Raw genomic sequence first — 15,254 nt, 5'->3', positions numbered from 1 at the left:
GTCGTGGATAGAAGAGCCAAAGTCGTGGATAGAAGAGCCAAAGTCGTGGATAGAAGAGCCAAAGTCGTGGATAGAAGAGCCAAAGTCGTGGATAGAAGAGCCAAAGTCGTGGATAGAAACGCTAAAGTCGTGGATAGAGTAGCCAAAATCGTGGATAGAATCGCCAAAGCGACGGATAGAATCATCAAAGTGACGGAAAGAACAGCCAGAACGACGGAAAGAATCATTAAAGCGAAGGATAGAACCGTCGAAGTGACGGATAGAAACGCTAAAGTCGTGGATAGAGTAGCCAAAATCGTGGATAGAATCATCAAGGTGACGGAAAGAACAGCCAGAGCGACGGATAGGACTATCGAAGTGACAGATAGAATCACATAAGCCTAAAAAAATCGCCAGCTAAGGCGATTTTTTTATTGGAATTGAGAAGTTCCTAATGAAATCTAAAACTGCATTGTATTTATCAAAAATCTTCTATTTCTTGTTTCCGATTGGGTGGTGAAAGTATTTGACCATATTTGATTTATTAATCACACAAGGTTAATCATTACATCTAGAGTGTCAATTGTTACAGCTTATCAATTTTTTTGAATTTAGTATTATGATGAATGTAACGATAGCAAGTAAAGTCTTTTAATTTTTAAGTTGAAAGCATACTAAATCCTATATGTGATTAAATGCACCTTATTATGCATAGGTGTAATTTAATACGCAGGTAGGGATAGCTTTGAAAAATGTTAGAGTTAGCAAAGGGTAAAGGTTGATGCTACAGCATGGTGGATTATCATTTAATGACAGCCGCAAACCAAAAGTGAGGTTATTCTGATAATCTTGCCTTTGGTTTTTATTTAATTCATTCGAGAAGTTGTCACGTTTGTTGTTGCACTACGTACTTTAAGATTTTACATCGTTGGATTAATCAGAAAAACATGTAAGGTCCTTATCTTTCGTAGGTTTTACACGCCTGTTTCTTTGTGCTGCTCTTCCACGAGAATGGCAGAAGCACATATCCGAAATTTTGATGTCTACGCAGCTGATTTATTAAAAATCTACTATATAATTTTCGCTAATCAACACGCCTGAGAAATTATCAATAAAGAGGTGAAGAAATGAAAAATAGTTTATGCATCCACTCAATTAGTAAAAGCTATCGAAAAGGCAATGTACGAGCAAATGATAACATATCGACTTGTTTTTCTGCGGGTGAAGTTGTAGCTCTAACAGGTCACAATGGTGCTGGTAAAACAACATTCCTAAACCAAATAATTGGTGTAACAAAACCAGACAGCGGTTCTATAACTTATCAGGGACATTCTTTGGTTAAAGAAACTAAAGTTGCTCGAAGCTTAATATCAATGATGCCGCAGTTTCATGCACCGTTAGCTGGTGTGACATTGAGACAATCTGTTGAGTCAGTTTTAAGAATAAAAGGTGTTAGTGGCTATGAAAATAAGCAACTGGCTGATGACATAATTCAGGAATTGCAGATTGAGGAATGGGCAAATAAATCTGGAGAAAAATTATCTGGAGGATTGCAAAGACTTACTTCATTTGCTATGGCAGTTGTAGCACCTCCACCTATTATTTTATTAGATGAACCTACAAATGATGTAGACCCCGTGAGAAGAAAAACCATCTGGAGATACTTGAGGAAACTTGCGCAAAAAGGACATATTATTGTTGTAGTCACGCACAATTTGTTAGAAGTAGAACAATACACTGACAGATATCTTCTAATGGATCGAGGGAAATTAATTAAGGATTCTCCAATTAGAGAAGTAAATTTGGGATTACCTGTATCAAACTTACTAACAATAACGGTTAATAGTTCTTTGGACTTGAATGATTTCCCGGAAGTACTAGATATTGTTTTTAATGATGAAGACATGCAATATGATTTCGAGCTAACACATAAACAAGTTCCAGATGCTTTGGATTGGGTGTTAAGAAAAATCAATGAAAAAGAAGTAGTCAATTATCGGCTTGCACCATCTTCAATAAATAATCTATACGGAGAGTTGACAAATGAAGAGTAAACTTGAAATGCATTCTGAAGCAATGCCAAAAAACGATCGTTTACTACAGTTTTGGGGATTGATGCGTTGGAGTTTGATTAGGCACAAATATTTATTGCCAACCTTTAGTATAGCTCAAGTAGCTTTAGCTCTCGCCATTGTATATGGACTTGCTTTATTGATACCGGAAATAGATGAAGAAACTTCACTTTATCTATCTTCAGGTGCAATTACTTTGGGGATTATTGCTGTTGGTTGTGTTTTAGCAGCTCAAATAGTTAATACTGCAAAACAAGATGGAATTGTGAAATATCAAAAGACTTTACCGGTTAATCGTATGAGTATTCTGTTTGCGGATATTTTCATATGGGGTATCGCTTCACTACCCGGAATATTTATGTCATGCTTTGCTGCTATGATTAGATTTAATATATCAATCAACGTATCTCTTATGAGTATTCTTATTATTTTGCTGGCACAAGTAACAATGATTTCTATTGGCTTTGCGATAGCATATTGGCTACCTTCGAATTTAGTTGCACTGGTTACACAAATTATTATGATAGGAGGCCTACTGTTTTCTCCTATTACTTACCCTGCTGATAGACTTCCGGATTGGATGGCAGTTATATACAATGTACTTCCCTTTGTACCAACGAGTAATCTGATTAGGGCTACATTATTTGGCCTAGGATCAATTTCATTTGTGAATTTATTTGTGGTCATTGTATGGGCACTATTTACTTTTGGATTATCATTATTTGCCCTGTCGAGAAAGGAGTAAGTCAATATGAATCAAATCAGGCTAATAAATTTAAAAAAATATATTAAGAATGATCTAGTGATTGATGTAGAGTATTTGTGTTTCGAACGAGGAGGGATACATGCTCTAATAGGGCCCAATGGTGCAGGGAAGACTACTTTGTTGAAAAGTATCTGTGGGTTGGTTGTTGTTGATGAGGGGGAAATTTGGTTTGATGATAATCTTGTTTCACAAATGGATAATTATAAAAACTTACAGAAAATAGGGACGATATTTACTTCTTTAGACAGTATTTCTGGACTTACTGTACATGAGTTATTTGAAGAACATTTTCACTATTATGGGGTAAAAAAACCTAGCTCATGGCGACCTCTTTTGCAGCAGGTGAAATTGAATGTTTCTCCAGAAGCGGTTGTTGGAAAAATGTCTTTAGGGATGAAGCAAAGACTACAATTGGCAATAGCTCTGACACACAATCCGGAAATTTTAGTTTTAGATGAACCTTTTAATGGACTAGACCCTGATGGAATTGAACTAGTTAAGAACATTTTGAAATCTTTAGCAAGAGAAAAAATTATACTTATCACAAGTCATACTTTCGCGGACCTTGAAGATATTTCAACTGATATTGTTTTTATGTCAAATGGTAAAACGAGTGAAAAGAGAAAAATTGATGATATTAACCGTATTTATGAAGGCGGAATATTAGACTATTACAACCAATTAACTGCGAAATAAATGGAGGTATTTATTAAATGAATCATTATCAGTTTGAGATTTCTAAAATGAAGAAAATAATATTTCCAACATTTGCATTAACCTTTCTTTCTCAATTGATTTTTACTTATTTTTTTGTAATCGTAGGAAAATTTGAGGGAAATGATGGAGATGATATTTTAACAAGTTACCCAGCAATAGTTAGTTTAGCAAGCACAATCACTATGTGTATTATTTCAGTATATGGTGCCGTAGCAATAAGCCGTTATATTGTTAAAAATTATGTTGGGGATAATAGAAATAGAGTTTTTTTATATCCAATAAAGAGGAGTAGATTGTATTTAATCAAGAACATAGTATTTGGATGTATCTTGGGTTTGTCTCAATTTGTAGCACTTCTATTAGTCAACTCAATTTTTTCAATAGGAGAAACTATTTTTCCAATACTAAATAAACCAATTAAAAGTTATTGGGTGGATTTTATTTTTGTTGCAGTAGTTTGTGTACTATTAACGTTATCAATCGTACTCTTTTCTAGCTTTATCGGTATTTATTTTTCATCAACGATGTATACAGTAATTACTAGCATTATTTCTATTGTTGTATTGGCTAACGTTTCTGCACTTTCGTTGATAAACTTTCAATTTGCAGCAACCATAGGAGCTTTATGTGTATTATTGGCAATGTTTCCTATACTTCATTGTGTTGGTAAAAGAATAGATGAAAGTGAAACTATATAAACCTTGCTTTTATCACTATTGGCCTCGTTTGTTGGGAATCAAACCACAATAAATAGATAATCACTCGGCCTTAAAAATGAGAATCTTGAGTTCAAGTGATTATCTATTAAAAATATTATAGTCATAAAGTGATGAAAATGGTTGATTAGCAAACCTGTTAATATACATCAAAAAGTACAATACTTACGAAATACTGCTTGTTTTCAATCCAATGCTTACATAGACCACCATTCTTTTCCACTAAAGCATTTATACTTCTAACTCCTATTCCTTCATATTGGCGATTTCTTCTGGATTTAGTTTCTAATGGATCGAAAGTATTAGATATATCAATCAAAAGGTTTTTATTGAACTGCTTAATTACTAGAAATATTTCTTTGTCTGCACTTTTTTTTATTCTAATGCAAGCTTCTAATGCGTTGTCAACTAAGTTTCCAATTATTATTGCAAGAATATCGTTATCAATACTAATTTTTTCAGATAGAAAGATCTTAACTTTGAAATCGATTTGTTCCTTTTTGGCCATTGAGATTTTCTCATTCAATAAATAATTTAGTACGCTGTCGTTAGTGTGAAAATTTGATTGTTGGTTTAATGCTTCAATGGAACTCATCAAATAATCTTTTGCTTCCTCTGTAGCTTTACGATCAAGCAGACCCAATAAAACAAGATACTGATTCTTTAAATCATGTTTTATGGCTTTGATATTTAGTTGATTTTTTTTAACTTCTTCAATATATTTTATTTCTGATTCAAGTGCTTTTTTTTGGATTGAAATATGGTTTATTTTTCTTAAGTGTTTGATTAGACTATTGTACAAATACAAAACACCTATGTTCATACACAGAATACCTGATGCTACCAAAAACTCAATTAGTTGTGAATTAATGTTGATGTTTATCTCGGATAATAAGAAGCCTAGCAAAACAATTATCGAAATAACAGGTATTGAAATTAGAGCTAATAATACAGAAATATTAATGGATTGAAAAAGATTGTCTTTTTTAAGAAATAAGATTTTAATTCCAGAAAAAATTAGTATTCCAATAATCGTAGTAAAACTAGTAGTAATAATAATGAAAATAGTATTATTAGAATAATAGGCGGTTGATGAGAATAAATTTTTGAATAATGTAAGTGACAGTGATTCACATATGAAATTAATTGCTAAAAGAATGATTGTCCAAAAAAAAGTTTCTTTCATTGGAACATCATGTTGCTTAGCAATTATCAATATCAATGAAACTGTTAGTAGGATATTAACGAAGGGCAAAAAAGTTTCATTAATAATGAAGGAACTTCCTACAGTCAAGAAAAGAAGTAGGATAATTAACAAATTTAGTTTTTTAAACAATTTTCGAGACGATGACCAGCTTGAGAAAAAAAAGTTAAGTAAGAAGATATAAGTTACAAGGCTTAGTAGTCGGATAAATAGGTTGATTATCATACTATGTCCCTTAATTTCATTAGTATTTTATCTCGAGCGGTTTCTTTATATTTTCTACTCATAGGTACTTCAATAGAGTTATTATTATCTCTTTTTAATATCAGGAAATTGTTCCCTATTTCTTTGATGTATTTTACATTAACTATAAAAGACGTGTGTACTTGAACAAAATAGTCATTAAGTTTAGGTAGAATTGTAGTGGTAGACATATTAGAGACATACACTTCATTTAACGTATGAATAATAACTTGGCGACGATTTTTCTCGAAATAAACAAGCTCATTTAATTTGAGGCTATGGGATTTTTTATTATAGGAAAAAATGAACCTTTCTTCTCCAACATCTAGATATCTCATTACTCTATCTAAAACTGGAAATAAGTTCTCCTTAGTTACAGGTTTGATTATGTAGTCAAAGGTTTGTACCTTAAAGACATCCTCCATATATTCTCTGTAATTAGTTAAAAATATAATAGGAACATTTAAATTGTTTTGGCGAATTATTTCGGCAAGTTCAATACCTGTAGTATTAGGAAATTCAATATCTAAAATAAATAAATCAAATTCAGTTTTTTTCATATGACTGATTAGATTTTGAGGATAATAGAAAACACTGGCCTCAAATAATTTTTGATTGTATTGTATTAACAATTCTTCTACTGCATCCGCCATTTGGGGTATGTCATCACATATAGCTGTCTTAATCATAAGTATCCCTCCAATTACCATTATACAATTTTCTGAATTTTTAAACAATGTAAGGCGTGTTGATTAGTAGGATAGCCGAAGTGGCGGATAGAGTAGTCAAAGTGATGGAAAGAACGCAAAGTGGCGGAAAGAACCGCCAAAGTCGTGGATAGAATCGCCAGAGTCGTGAATAGAAACGCTAAAGTCGTGGATAGAGCAGCCAAAATCGTGGATAGAATCGCCAGAGCGACGGATAGGATTATCAAAACGACGGATAAAATCGCAAGTGACGGATAGGGTCATCAAAGCGACGGAAAGAACCGCCGGAGTGACGGATAGAATTAACAGAACGACGGATAGAACCTCCAAAACGATGGATAAAATCGCAAGTGACGGATAGAATCATCAAAGTGACGGATAGAACCGCCGAAGACGTGGATAGAACCGCCAAAGTCGTGGATAGAACAGCCGAAATCGTGGATAGAATCGCCAGAGCGACGGATAGGAATATCAAAGCGACGGAAAGAATCGCCAGAGCGACGGATAGGATTATCAAAGCGACGGATAGAATCGTCGAAGTGACGGATAGAAACGCTAAAGTCGTGGATAGAGCAGCCAAAATCGTGGATAGAATCGCAAGTGACGGATAGAATCATCAAAGTGACGGATAGAACAGCCAGAGCGATGGATAGGATTATCAAAACGACGGATAAAATCGCAAGCGACGGATAGGGTCATCAAAACGACGGATAGAATTATCAAAACGACGGATAGAACAGCCAAAGTCGTGGATAGAACCGCTAAAGTCGTGGATAGAACCGCCAAAATCGTGGATAGAATCGCCAGAGCGACGGATAGAATTATCATAGCGACGGAAAGAACCGCAAGTGACGGATATGGTCATCAAAGCGACGGAAAGAATCGCCAGAGCGACGGATAGGATTATCAAAGTGACGGATAGAATCATCAAAGTGACGGATAGAACAGCCAGAGCGATGGATAGGATTATCAAAACGACGGATAAAATCGCAAGCGACGGATGGGTCATCAAAACGACGGAAAGAACCGCCAGAACGACGGATAGAATTATCAAAGCGAACGATAGAACCGTCGAAGTGACGGATAGAAACGCCAAAGTCGTGGATAGAACCGCCAAAGTGACGGAAAGAACCACCAGCCAGACAAATAGAATCACCTAAACCCCAAAAAAATCGCCAGCTAAGGCGATTTTTTTATTGGAATTGAGAAAGGCGTGAAAAGAAGTTCGTGACAAAGTCTAAAAATATTTTTTCTGATGGTGCAATTTCACGATTTACGGGTGAAATTATGCCCACTGTTCTTGGAATCGTAGGTGATTTAATTGGCACCTTTACTGTGAAGCGGGCAGCTGAATCATATAGGGAGCTTTCTGGTAATAGGCTGACTCCAATGCCTGCAGCGACAAGACCTTTTAGGGCATCTAAGTCCTCGCCCTCAGAGATGACGTTTGGCAAGAAGCCGGCAGCTCGACAGGCATCCATAGCTACTTTATGTAAAATATAGCCATCTGGGAATAAGACAAATAAGTCGTTACGTAAATCGGCAAGTTGAATACTTTCCCTTTTGGCTAGTGGATGTTTTGCTGGTAGTAAAGCGGCGATGTTTTCAGTAAACAAAATAGTTGATTGAATCGCTTCATCCTTTGGTGGAAGAGGGCCTAAAAATGCTAAATTTAATTCGCGATTTTTGACTGCATCAATTAAAAAACGATAGGAGCCTTGACGGAGCTGGAATTGCAAGTCTGGATATTCACGTTTGAAGGCGGAGATAACAGTTGGCAATACATAGCTAGCCAAGCTTGTTGGAAAACCGATTTTTATCGTACCTTTAGCAGGATCTAAATATTCCTCAACTTGCTTTGCGGCAAAATCAATGGCTTTTAGAGCGGTAATTGTGTGCTCAAGAAACGTTTTGCCGATTGGTGTCAATTTAACATTTCGTCCTACTCGTTCAAAGAGTGATGTGCCTAATTCATCTTCTAGATTAGCAATTTGTCGGCTAATTGCAGATTGAGCAACATGAAGATGTTCAGCAGCCTCTGAAATGTGTTCACGCTCAGCAACTTCAACAAAATAACGTAATTGACGTAACTCCACTAAATATTCACCTCTATTAATCGAAAAATACGATTGATTATACCTCAATTATATACTATTTAAGATGAAAATGATCGCAAATGTTAACTGTGCGAATTAAATGAAGGGTTACCTCAGCAGCCTCATTAAAGCGTAGGGAAGTGAAAAAAATTAAGATAGATTAAAAGAAATTGCATTACCTTCAAATATTTATTTTGGTTCATCAACAAAAGTTGGGACAAGGTATTTTAATTGATCTTCGTTCTGGCTGGGCGACTCCTTGGGGTAGCGTTACAGATAAGACCCTGGAGCGTAAGTGAGCAGAGGAACGAAGGCTAAAAGCATCACGTCCTGTGATAACACCTTCGTGACAACATCGTGCTGTTGTCGCTGCCGCTCCGTATGCACTACGCTTTCGCACAAAAGAAACCCTGTTGCTGCCGCTCCGCTTTTAATTTCACCAACTAGCACTCTAGAAATTTCTTTCCCTTAATTGATTCCATTCTAATCAAAAAGGTTATAGTATAGATGTTGTTATTTATGCATAATTGTCACAAAACCGCTACAATTAGCGCTTCCTGCGAGGTTTCCACTATGTTGCTAGATGAAATTCATTCTCAATTAGCGTTGATTTATTGAAAATGAAGGAAGTCGATTCTCATTGTCAATAACGATTGACAATAATCTGAAAATGCTTACAAAGTCTTTGTTTTTAAGGATTATATCAAAGGACAGTGAAAGTGATTGAAATGGTTTGCATAGAGAACGATTTTCAGTTAAGATTAGAATGATGATAATTAAGGAATGGTTCACCATTCACTGAACACACTATGGAGGTATTTTCATGTCAATTTTAGTTATTAAAGATCTTCACGTTGAAATCGACGGGAAAGAGATTTTAAAAGGCGTAAACCTTACGATCAATACAAATGAAATTCACGCAATCATGGGACCAAACGGAACTGGTAAATCAACATTAGCTTCTGCAATTATGGGTCACCCTAAATATGAAGTAACTTCTGGTACAGTTGAGCTTGATGGCGAAAATGTACTTGAAATGGAAGTAGACGAGCGTGCTCAAGCAGGTCTATTCTTAGCAATGCAATATCCTTCTGAAATTGCGGGTGTAACAAATGCTGATTTCTTACGTTCAGCTATTAATGCACGCCGTGAAGAAGGCGATGAAATTTCACTAATGAAATTTATCCGTGAATTAGATAAAAACATGGAATTCCTTGAAATGAATGAAGATATGGCACAACGTTATTTAAATGAAGGTTTCTCTGGCGGTGAGAAAAAACGTAACGAAATTCTTCAATTAATGATGATTAAACCAACTTTCGCTATTTTAGATGAAATTGACTCTGGTCTTGATATTGATGCGCTTAAAGTTGTATCAAAAGGTATCAATGCAATGCGTGGTGAAGGTTTTGGTTGCTTAATGATCACTCACTACCAACGCCTACTTAACTACATTACTCCAGACCATGTACACGTAATGATGCAAGGTCGCGTTGTTAAATCAGGTGGCGAAGAATTAGCACAACGTTTAGAAGCGGAAGGCTATGACTGGATTAAAAAAGAATTAGGTATCGAAGAAGAAACAGAAGAACAAGAAGCATAAGAGGGAGGACGAACTAGCATGACAGTGGAACTTAACTTGCCTGTAACGGTACAGGACGTGCGCTCGTTCTCAGAAGCAAACGGTGAACCGGCTTGGTTTACAGAGCTTCGCGCGGCAGCACTAGACAAAGTAACTGGTTTAGATATGCCAAAACCAGACAGAACAAATATTACAAAATGGGATTTCTTGAATTTCCCAACTCATACAGTTGATAGTGAAGGATTTGCTTCACTTGATGCATTACCAGAAGAAGCAAAAGGTTTAATTGATCTTGAGGCTCAAGAAAATCTTTATGTTCAACGTAATAACACACCAGCTTTCATTAAAACATCACAAGAACTAGCTGATAAAGGTGTTATTTTTACAGATATTTTAACAGCGATTCGTGAGCATGGAGACCTTGTTAAAAAGTACTTTATGACAGAAGCTGTAAAAGTTGATGAGCATAAATTAACAGCGCTTCATGCGGCACTTGTTAATGGTGGTGTGTTCGTATATGTACCGAAAAATGTAATTATTGAACAGCCGCTTCAAGTTGTATTCTTAAACGATAACGCAGAAGCTTCATTATATAACCACGTGTTAGTTGTAGCTGAAGCAAATTCAGCTGTAACGTATGTTGAAACATATATTTCAACAGTTGAAGAAGCAAAAGGTCAAGCAAATATTATTGCAGAAGTAGTCGTTCAAGATAATGCACAAGTTACTTACGGTGCGGTTGATGTACTTGCAAAAGGATATACTACTTATGTTAATCGCCGCGCACGTTTAGCTCGTGATGCGAAAGTAGATTGGGCTCTTGGCTTAATGAATGATTCAGATACTATTTCTGAAAACATTACACATCTAATCGGTGACGGTTCACATGCTGACACAAAAACAGTAGTTGTTGGTCGCGGTGAACAAAAACTTAACTTTACTACTGAAGTTCGTCATTGGGGTAAAAACTCAAATGGTCATATCTTAAAGCATGGTGTCATGAAAGACGCAGCACAATCAATCTTTAACGGTATTGGTTACATCGAACAAGGTGCGACAAAAGCTGATGCACAACAAGAATCACGTGTATTAATGCTTTCTGAAAAAGCTCGTGGCGATGCAAACCCAATTCTATTAATCGATGAAGACGATGTAACAGCAGGACACGCAGCATCTGTTGGTCGAGTTGATCCACTACAACTTTACTATTTAATGAGTCGTGGTATTTCGAAAGCAGAAGCAGAGCGCCTTGTTATCCATGGATTCCTTGCGCCAGTTGTTACGCAATTACCAATCGAAGGCGTACAAAAGCAACTGACGGAGGTTATTGAAAGGAAAGTTCGCTAATGATGAATAAAGACATTAAAAGCTATTTCCCGATTTTAGATCAGGAAGTAAACGGTCATAAGCTTGTTTACCTTGATAGCGCAGCAACTTCTCAAAAACCTATTCAAGTGATAGAAGCAATGAAGCATTATTATGAATTCGATAATTCTAATGTTCACCGTGGTGTGCACACATTGGGAAATCGTGCTACTGATAAGTATGAAGGAGCACGTGAAAAGGTTCGTAAGTTTATCAATGCTAACTCAACAGAAGAAATTATTTTTACTCGCGGTACTACAACTGCTTTAAATACAGTAGCAGCAAGTTATGGTCGTGCTAATGTTGCTGAGGGTGATGAAATTGTTATCACTCACATGGAGCACCACTCTAATATTATTCCTTGGCAACAGCTAGCAAAGGAAAAAAATGCAACGCTGAAATATATTGAGCTTGAAGCAGATGGCACGCTTAACTTAGAAAAGGTTCGTGCGACAATTACACCTAAAACAAAAATTGTGTCGGTGTCAATGGCGTCAAACGTCCTTGGAACGATTAATCCAATTAAAGAAATTGCTCAAATTGCGCATGCAAACGGTGCTGTAATGGTAGCCGATGGGGCGCAAGCAGCACCACATATGAAAATCGATGTGCAAGATCTGGATGTAGATTTCTTAGGGTTCTCAGGTCATAAAATGTGCGGACCAACTGGAATAGGTGTACTATATGGTAAAAAGGAACACCTTGAAAAGATGGAGCCAATTGAATTTGGTGGCGAAATGATTGACTTTGTTGGACTTTACGAGTCAACGTGGAAAGAATTACCGTGGAAGTTTGAAGGTGGAACGCCTATTATTGCAGGTGCAGTAGGTTTAGGAGCCGCAATTGATTTCTTAACTGAAATTGGGTTAGATCATATTGCGGAGCATGAGCATAAGCTTGCAGGCTACGCAATGGATCAGCTTGAAACTATTGACGGACTTAAAATTTTCGGCCCACGTGACCCAATGAAGCGTTGTGGACTTGTAACATTTAACTTAGACGATGTACATCCACATGATGTGGCAACGGTTCTTGATATGAACGGTATTGCTGTTCGTGCAGGACATCATTGCGCACAGCCACTAATGAAATGTCTTCAACAAGTTGCAACAGCGCGTGCAAGCTTCTATCTGTATAACACAGAGGAAGATATTGACCGCCTAGTTGCAGGGTTACGTTCTGCGAAGGAGTATTTTGGCGATGTCTTTTAATAATTTAGATCAACTATATCGATCAGTCATTATGGATCATTATAAAAATCCTCGTAATAAAGGATCAATTGAAGAAGATGCTGTAACGATTGATATGAACAATCCAACTTGTGGTGACCGTATTCACTTAACGCTTAAAGTGACTGACGGTATTGTAGAGGATGCGAAGTTTGACGGTGAAGGCTGCTCAATTTCGATGTCTTCTGCATCAATGATGACTCAGCTTATCAAAGGGAAAAAGGTTGAGGAAGCATTAGAGCTTGCTGATATCTTCTCTAAAATGATGATGGGTGAAGACTATAGCGAAAAATATGACCTTGAGGATGTTGAGGCACTACAAGGTGTTTCTCAATTCCCTGCACGTATTAAATGTGCGACATTAGCTTGGAAAGCGATGGAAAAAGGCGTAAAGTAATAAATTTATCCCGATAAATACTTGAATAAAAGCATGTTTTCATTCAGGGTGAGGGGTTTCGTTTAGACTAGATAAATAACAATAATTCATGAACGGAGGAGAAACGATGGCTAAAAAAATGCCTGATATTGGCGATTACAAATATGGATTCCATGACAAGGACGTATCAATTTTCCGTTCAAAACGTGGTTTAACTGAAGAAATCGTCCGTGAAATTTCTAATATGAAACAAGAGCCTGAGTGGATGCTTGAATACCGCTTAAAAGCACTTGAAACTTTTTATACAAAACCAATGCCGCAATGGGGTGGCGATTTAGGTGATTTAGATTTTGATGAAATTACGTACTACGTAAAACCATCTGAAGCTACACAAAAATCATGGGATGAAGTACCTGATGAAATCAAAGCTACTTTTGATAAATTAGGTATCCCAGAAGCAGAACAAAAATATCTTGCAGGTGTATCTGCTCAGTACGAATCTGAAGTAGTATATCACAATATGAAACAAGATCTTGAAGACCTTGGTATTGTGTTTAAAGATACAGACTCAGCTTTACGTGAAAACGAAGATATTTTCAAACAATACTGGGGCAAAGTGATTCCTTACACTGACAACAAATTCGCTGCACTAAACTCAGCTGTTTGGTCAGGTGGCTCATTCATCTATGTACCACCAGGTGTAAAAGTGGAAACACCTTTACAAGCTTACTTCCGTATTAACTCTGAAAACATGGGTCAATTCGAACGTACGTTAATTATCGTAGACGAAGGCGCTCACGTACACTACGTTGAAGGTTGTACAGCTCCTGTTTACACAACAAACTCTTTACACTCAGCAGTAGTAGAAATTGTTGTACGTAAAGATGCATACTGCCGTTATACAACGATTCAAAACTGGGCGAACAACGTTTACAACTTAGTAACAAAACGTACAGTTGTTGAAGAAAACGGTACGATGGAATGGATCGACGGTAACATCGGTTCTAAATTAACAATGAAGTATCCAGCTTGTATCCTTAAAGGTGAAGGCGCTCGTGGTATGACATTATCAATCGCATTAGCAGGTAAAGGACAACACCAACATGCAGGTGCGAAAATGATTCATATGGCTCCAAACACATCTTCAACAATCGTTTCTAAATCGATTGCCAAACAAGGTGGTAAAGTAACATATATGGGTCAAGTTCGTTTCGGCCCTAAAGCAAGTGGTGCACGTGCTAACATTGAATGTGATACGTTAATCATGGATAATCAATCTACTTCAGATACAATTCCATACAACGAAATCTTAAATGATAATGTTTCTTTAGAGCATGAAGCGAAAGTTTCAAAAGTATCAGAGGAACAATTATTCTACTTAATGTCTCGTGGTATTTCTGAAGAAGAAGCGACAGAAATGATCGTAATGGGCTTCATCGAGCCATTCACAAAAGAATTACCAATGGAATACGCAGTAGAAATGAACCGTCTTATCAAGTTTGAAATGGAAGGTTCTATCGGTTAATATTCAATCAACCCTTGTCACAACAATGTTTGTGGCAAGGGTTTTTTATATGTAATCCCGACATGTATAATCACTTAGTGGCGAAAATCCATAAAAGGTTTGGCAGTAGAAAACTGTTAGCGAAAGGCAAGGGTTTCCATGTGGTGACCGAAACCGAAGAATAAAGAAGGTTATATAGAGATGTAGACACGGGAATGAATAAAGATTTTCAAAATGATGTAGATGCGCCCCTGTAAGTCAGCTTCAGCAGCTTGTCGTATTCTGCTCCTTTTAATTAATAGTAATACGATTTTATTTCTTTAAATTGTTTATTATCTTCATTTCCTATAAAAAGAAATCCATCATTGTTACCTAACCAAATAAGTGCTGATTGGGGTGTATCGATTTGATCAACAAATATTCGTCCAGGATTCACTCCCTCTACGACCGCTTTTACTTCTAATTGACCTTGCTCATTCAGTAACCCTTTACACCTGTAAAATTCATTTTGTTGTAATTCAGTAATCATCTTAATCAAATCCCTTTCGCGTTAAATTTCATATATTTTGGTCTCGTCACCAAAGTTTGGGATGGAATTTTAAAAAACGTATATTATGTGTATAAGTTGATCTTCGTGCCGGCCGGGCGACTCCTTGGGGATCAGCGTCACAGATGAGACCCTGGAGCGAGCAACGCGA

Annotated in this window: 16 protein-coding genes and 1 pseudogene; 9 read left to right on the top strand and 8 right to left on the bottom strand. The window is 36.6% G+C overall.

What is annotated here, in order from left to right:
* Nucleotides 1-374 (bottom strand): hypothetical protein (locus QRN68_RS23550; protein WP_285399619.1); only part of this gene is annotated, 374 nt, incomplete at its 3' end.
* Between the two features lie 732 nt (nucleotides 375-1,106).
* On the opposite strand from QRN68_RS23550, the gene QRN68_RS23545 reads away from it, so the two are divergent.
* Genes QRN68_RS23545 through QRN68_RS23530 form a run of 4 tightly spaced genes read left to right on the top strand, consistent with a single transcriptional unit; the run spans nucleotide 1,107 to nucleotide 4,232 of the window.
* Nucleotides 1,107-2,033, top strand: coding sequence for an ABC transporter ATP-binding protein (locus QRN68_RS23545; RefSeq protein ID WP_285399618.1), 927 nt, complete (start codon nucleotides 1,107-1,109; stop codon nucleotides 2,031-2,033).
* Entirely contained in the window at nucleotides 2,023-2,796 is a 774-nt protein-coding gene (locus tag QRN68_RS23540) for an ABC transporter permease (RefSeq protein WP_285399616.1), read from the top strand. Before QRN68_RS23545 ends, QRN68_RS23540 begins: the two co-directional genes overlap by 11 nt.
* A 6-nt stretch (nucleotides 2,797-2,802) precedes the next feature.
* Nucleotides 2,803-3,513 carry an ATP-binding cassette domain-containing protein gene (locus QRN68_RS23535; RefSeq protein WP_285399615.1) on the top strand — a complete coding sequence of 237 codons (711 nt, stop codon included), beginning with the start codon at nucleotides 2,803-2,805 and terminating at the stop codon, nucleotides 3,511-3,513.
* A gap of 17 nt (nucleotides 3,514-3,530) precedes the next feature.
* A complete protein-coding gene (locus QRN68_RS23530) occupies nucleotides 3,531-4,232 on the top strand; it encodes a hypothetical protein (protein ID WP_285399613.1) in 702 nt (233 codons plus the stop codon).
* A 157-nt stretch (nucleotides 4,233-4,389) separates the two neighbouring features.
* Here QRN68_RS23530 and QRN68_RS23525 read toward each other — a convergent pair whose 3' ends face one another.
* The 6 genes from QRN68_RS23525 to gltC form a co-directional block, all read right to left on the bottom strand.
* Nucleotides 4,390-5,436, bottom strand: coding sequence for a sensor histidine kinase (locus tag QRN68_RS23525; RefSeq protein ID WP_285399612.1), 1,047 nt, complete (start codon nucleotides 5,434-5,436; stop codon nucleotides 4,390-4,392).
* Between the two features lie 239 nt (nucleotides 5,437-5,675).
* The gene (locus QRN68_RS23520; protein ID WP_285399611.1) at nucleotides 5,676-6,386 is read right to left on the bottom strand and encodes a LytR/AlgR family response regulator transcription factor; all 711 of its coding nucleotides are present in this window, start codon (nucleotides 6,384-6,386) and stop codon (nucleotides 5,676-5,678) included.
* Between the two features lie 96 nt (nucleotides 6,387-6,482).
* A complete protein-coding gene (locus QRN68_RS23515; protein ID WP_285399609.1) occupies nucleotides 6,483-6,734 on the bottom strand; it encodes a hypothetical protein in 252 nt (83 codons plus the stop codon).
* A complete protein-coding gene (locus QRN68_RS23510; protein ID WP_285399607.1) occupies nucleotides 6,707-7,066 on the bottom strand; it encodes a hypothetical protein in 360 nt (119 codons plus the stop codon). The genes QRN68_RS23515 and QRN68_RS23510 overlap by 28 nt, the downstream gene beginning before the upstream one ends.
* The gene (locus QRN68_RS23505; protein ID WP_285399605.1) at nucleotides 7,063-7,560 is read right to left on the bottom strand and encodes a hypothetical protein; all 498 of its coding nucleotides are present in this window, start codon (nucleotides 7,558-7,560) and stop codon (nucleotides 7,063-7,065) included. Before QRN68_RS23505 ends, QRN68_RS23510 begins: the two co-directional genes overlap by 4 nt.
* A gap of 37 nt (nucleotides 7,561-7,597) precedes the next feature.
* Nucleotides 7,598-8,500: a glutamate biosynthesis transcriptional regulator GltC gene (gltC, locus tag QRN68_RS23500; protein ID WP_285399603.1), complete on the bottom strand. Its 903-nt coding sequence runs from the start codon at nucleotides 8,498-8,500 to the stop codon at nucleotides 7,598-7,600.
* Between the two features lie 823 nt (nucleotides 8,501-9,323).
* Here gltC and sufC point away from each other — a divergent pair.
* The 5 genes from sufC (at nucleotide 9,324) to sufB (ending at nucleotide 14,577) form a co-directional block, all read left to right on the top strand.
* Nucleotides 9,324-10,103 carry a Fe-S cluster assembly ATPase SufC gene (sufC, locus tag QRN68_RS23495; protein WP_285399602.1) on the top strand — a complete coding sequence of 260 codons (780 nt, stop codon included), beginning with the start codon at nucleotides 9,324-9,326 and terminating at the stop codon, nucleotides 10,101-10,103.
* Between the two features lie 18 nt (nucleotides 10,104-10,121).
* Nucleotides 10,122-11,429 (top strand): Fe-S cluster assembly protein SufD, encoded by a 1,308-nt coding sequence (gene sufD, locus QRN68_RS23490; RefSeq protein WP_285399601.1) that lies wholly within the window; start codon nucleotides 10,122-10,124, stop codon nucleotides 11,427-11,429.
* Entirely contained in the window at nucleotides 11,429-12,658 is a 1,230-nt protein-coding gene (locus QRN68_RS23485) for a cysteine desulfurase (protein ID WP_285399600.1), read from the top strand. The genes sufD and QRN68_RS23485 overlap by 1 nt, the downstream gene beginning before the upstream one ends.
* Entirely contained in the window at nucleotides 12,648-13,073 is a 426-nt protein-coding gene (gene sufU, locus QRN68_RS23480) for a Fe-S cluster assembly sulfur transfer protein SufU (protein ID WP_285399599.1), read from the top strand. Before QRN68_RS23485 ends, sufU begins: the two co-directional genes overlap by 11 nt.
* Before the next feature lie 106 nt (nucleotides 13,074-13,179).
* Nucleotides 13,180-14,577 (top strand): Fe-S cluster assembly protein SufB, encoded by a 1,398-nt coding sequence (sufB, locus tag QRN68_RS23475; protein WP_031417705.1) that lies wholly within the window; start codon nucleotides 13,180-13,182, stop codon nucleotides 14,575-14,577.
* Between the two features lie 295 nt (nucleotides 14,578-14,872).
* Here sufB and QRN68_RS23470 read toward each other — a convergent pair.
* Nucleotides 14,873-15,085: pseudogene (locus QRN68_RS23470) on the bottom strand (GNAT family N-acetyltransferase); the annotation flags it as partial.
* Nucleotides 15,086-15,254 lie beyond the last annotated feature (169 nt).

This window comes from Lysinibacillus sp. fls2-241-R2A-57, assembly GCF_030209535.1.
GTDB lineage: Bacteria > Bacillota > Bacilli > Bacillales_A > Planococcaceae > Lysinibacillus.
Note: the sequence above shows the minus strand (reverse complement) of the source record. Positions and strands in the feature narration are given on the sequence as shown.

Excerpts from the sequence above, each read along its gene's own strand:
- QRN68_RS23545 (WP_285399618.1), top strand. The coding sequence starts at position 1,107 with ATGAAAAATAGTTTATGCATCCACTCAATTAGTAAAAGCTATCGAAAA.
- QRN68_RS23540 (WP_285399616.1), top strand. The coding sequence starts at position 2,023 with ATGAAGAGTAAACTTGAAATGCATTCTGAAGCAATGCCAAAAAACGAT.
- QRN68_RS23535 (WP_285399615.1), top strand. The coding sequence starts at position 2,803 with ATGAATCAAATCAGGCTAATAAATTTAAAAAAATATATTAAGAATGAT.
- QRN68_RS23530 (WP_285399613.1), top strand. The coding sequence starts at position 3,531 with ATGAATCATTATCAGTTTGAGATTTCTAAAATGAAGAAAATAATATTT.
- QRN68_RS23525 (WP_285399612.1), bottom strand. The coding sequence starts at position 5,436 with ATGAAAGAAACTTTTTTTTGGACAATCATTCTTTTAGCAATTAATTTC.
- QRN68_RS23520 (WP_285399611.1), bottom strand. The coding sequence starts at position 6,386 with ATGATTAAGACAGCTATATGTGATGACATACCCCAAATGGCGGATGCA.
- sufC (WP_285399602.1), top strand. The coding sequence starts at position 9,324 with ATGTCAATTTTAGTTATTAAAGATCTTCACGTTGAAATCGACGGGAAA.
- sufD (WP_285399601.1), top strand. The coding sequence starts at position 10,122 with ATGACAGTGGAACTTAACTTGCCTGTAACGGTACAGGACGTGCGCTCG.
- QRN68_RS23485 (WP_285399600.1), top strand. The coding sequence starts at position 11,429 with ATGATGAATAAAGACATTAAAAGCTATTTCCCGATTTTAGATCAGGAA.
- sufU (WP_285399599.1), top strand. The coding sequence starts at position 12,648 with ATGTCTTTTAATAATTTAGATCAACTATATCGATCAGTCATTATGGAT.
- sufB (WP_031417705.1), top strand. The coding sequence starts at position 13,180 with ATGGCTAAAAAAATGCCTGATATTGGCGATTACAAATATGGATTCCAT.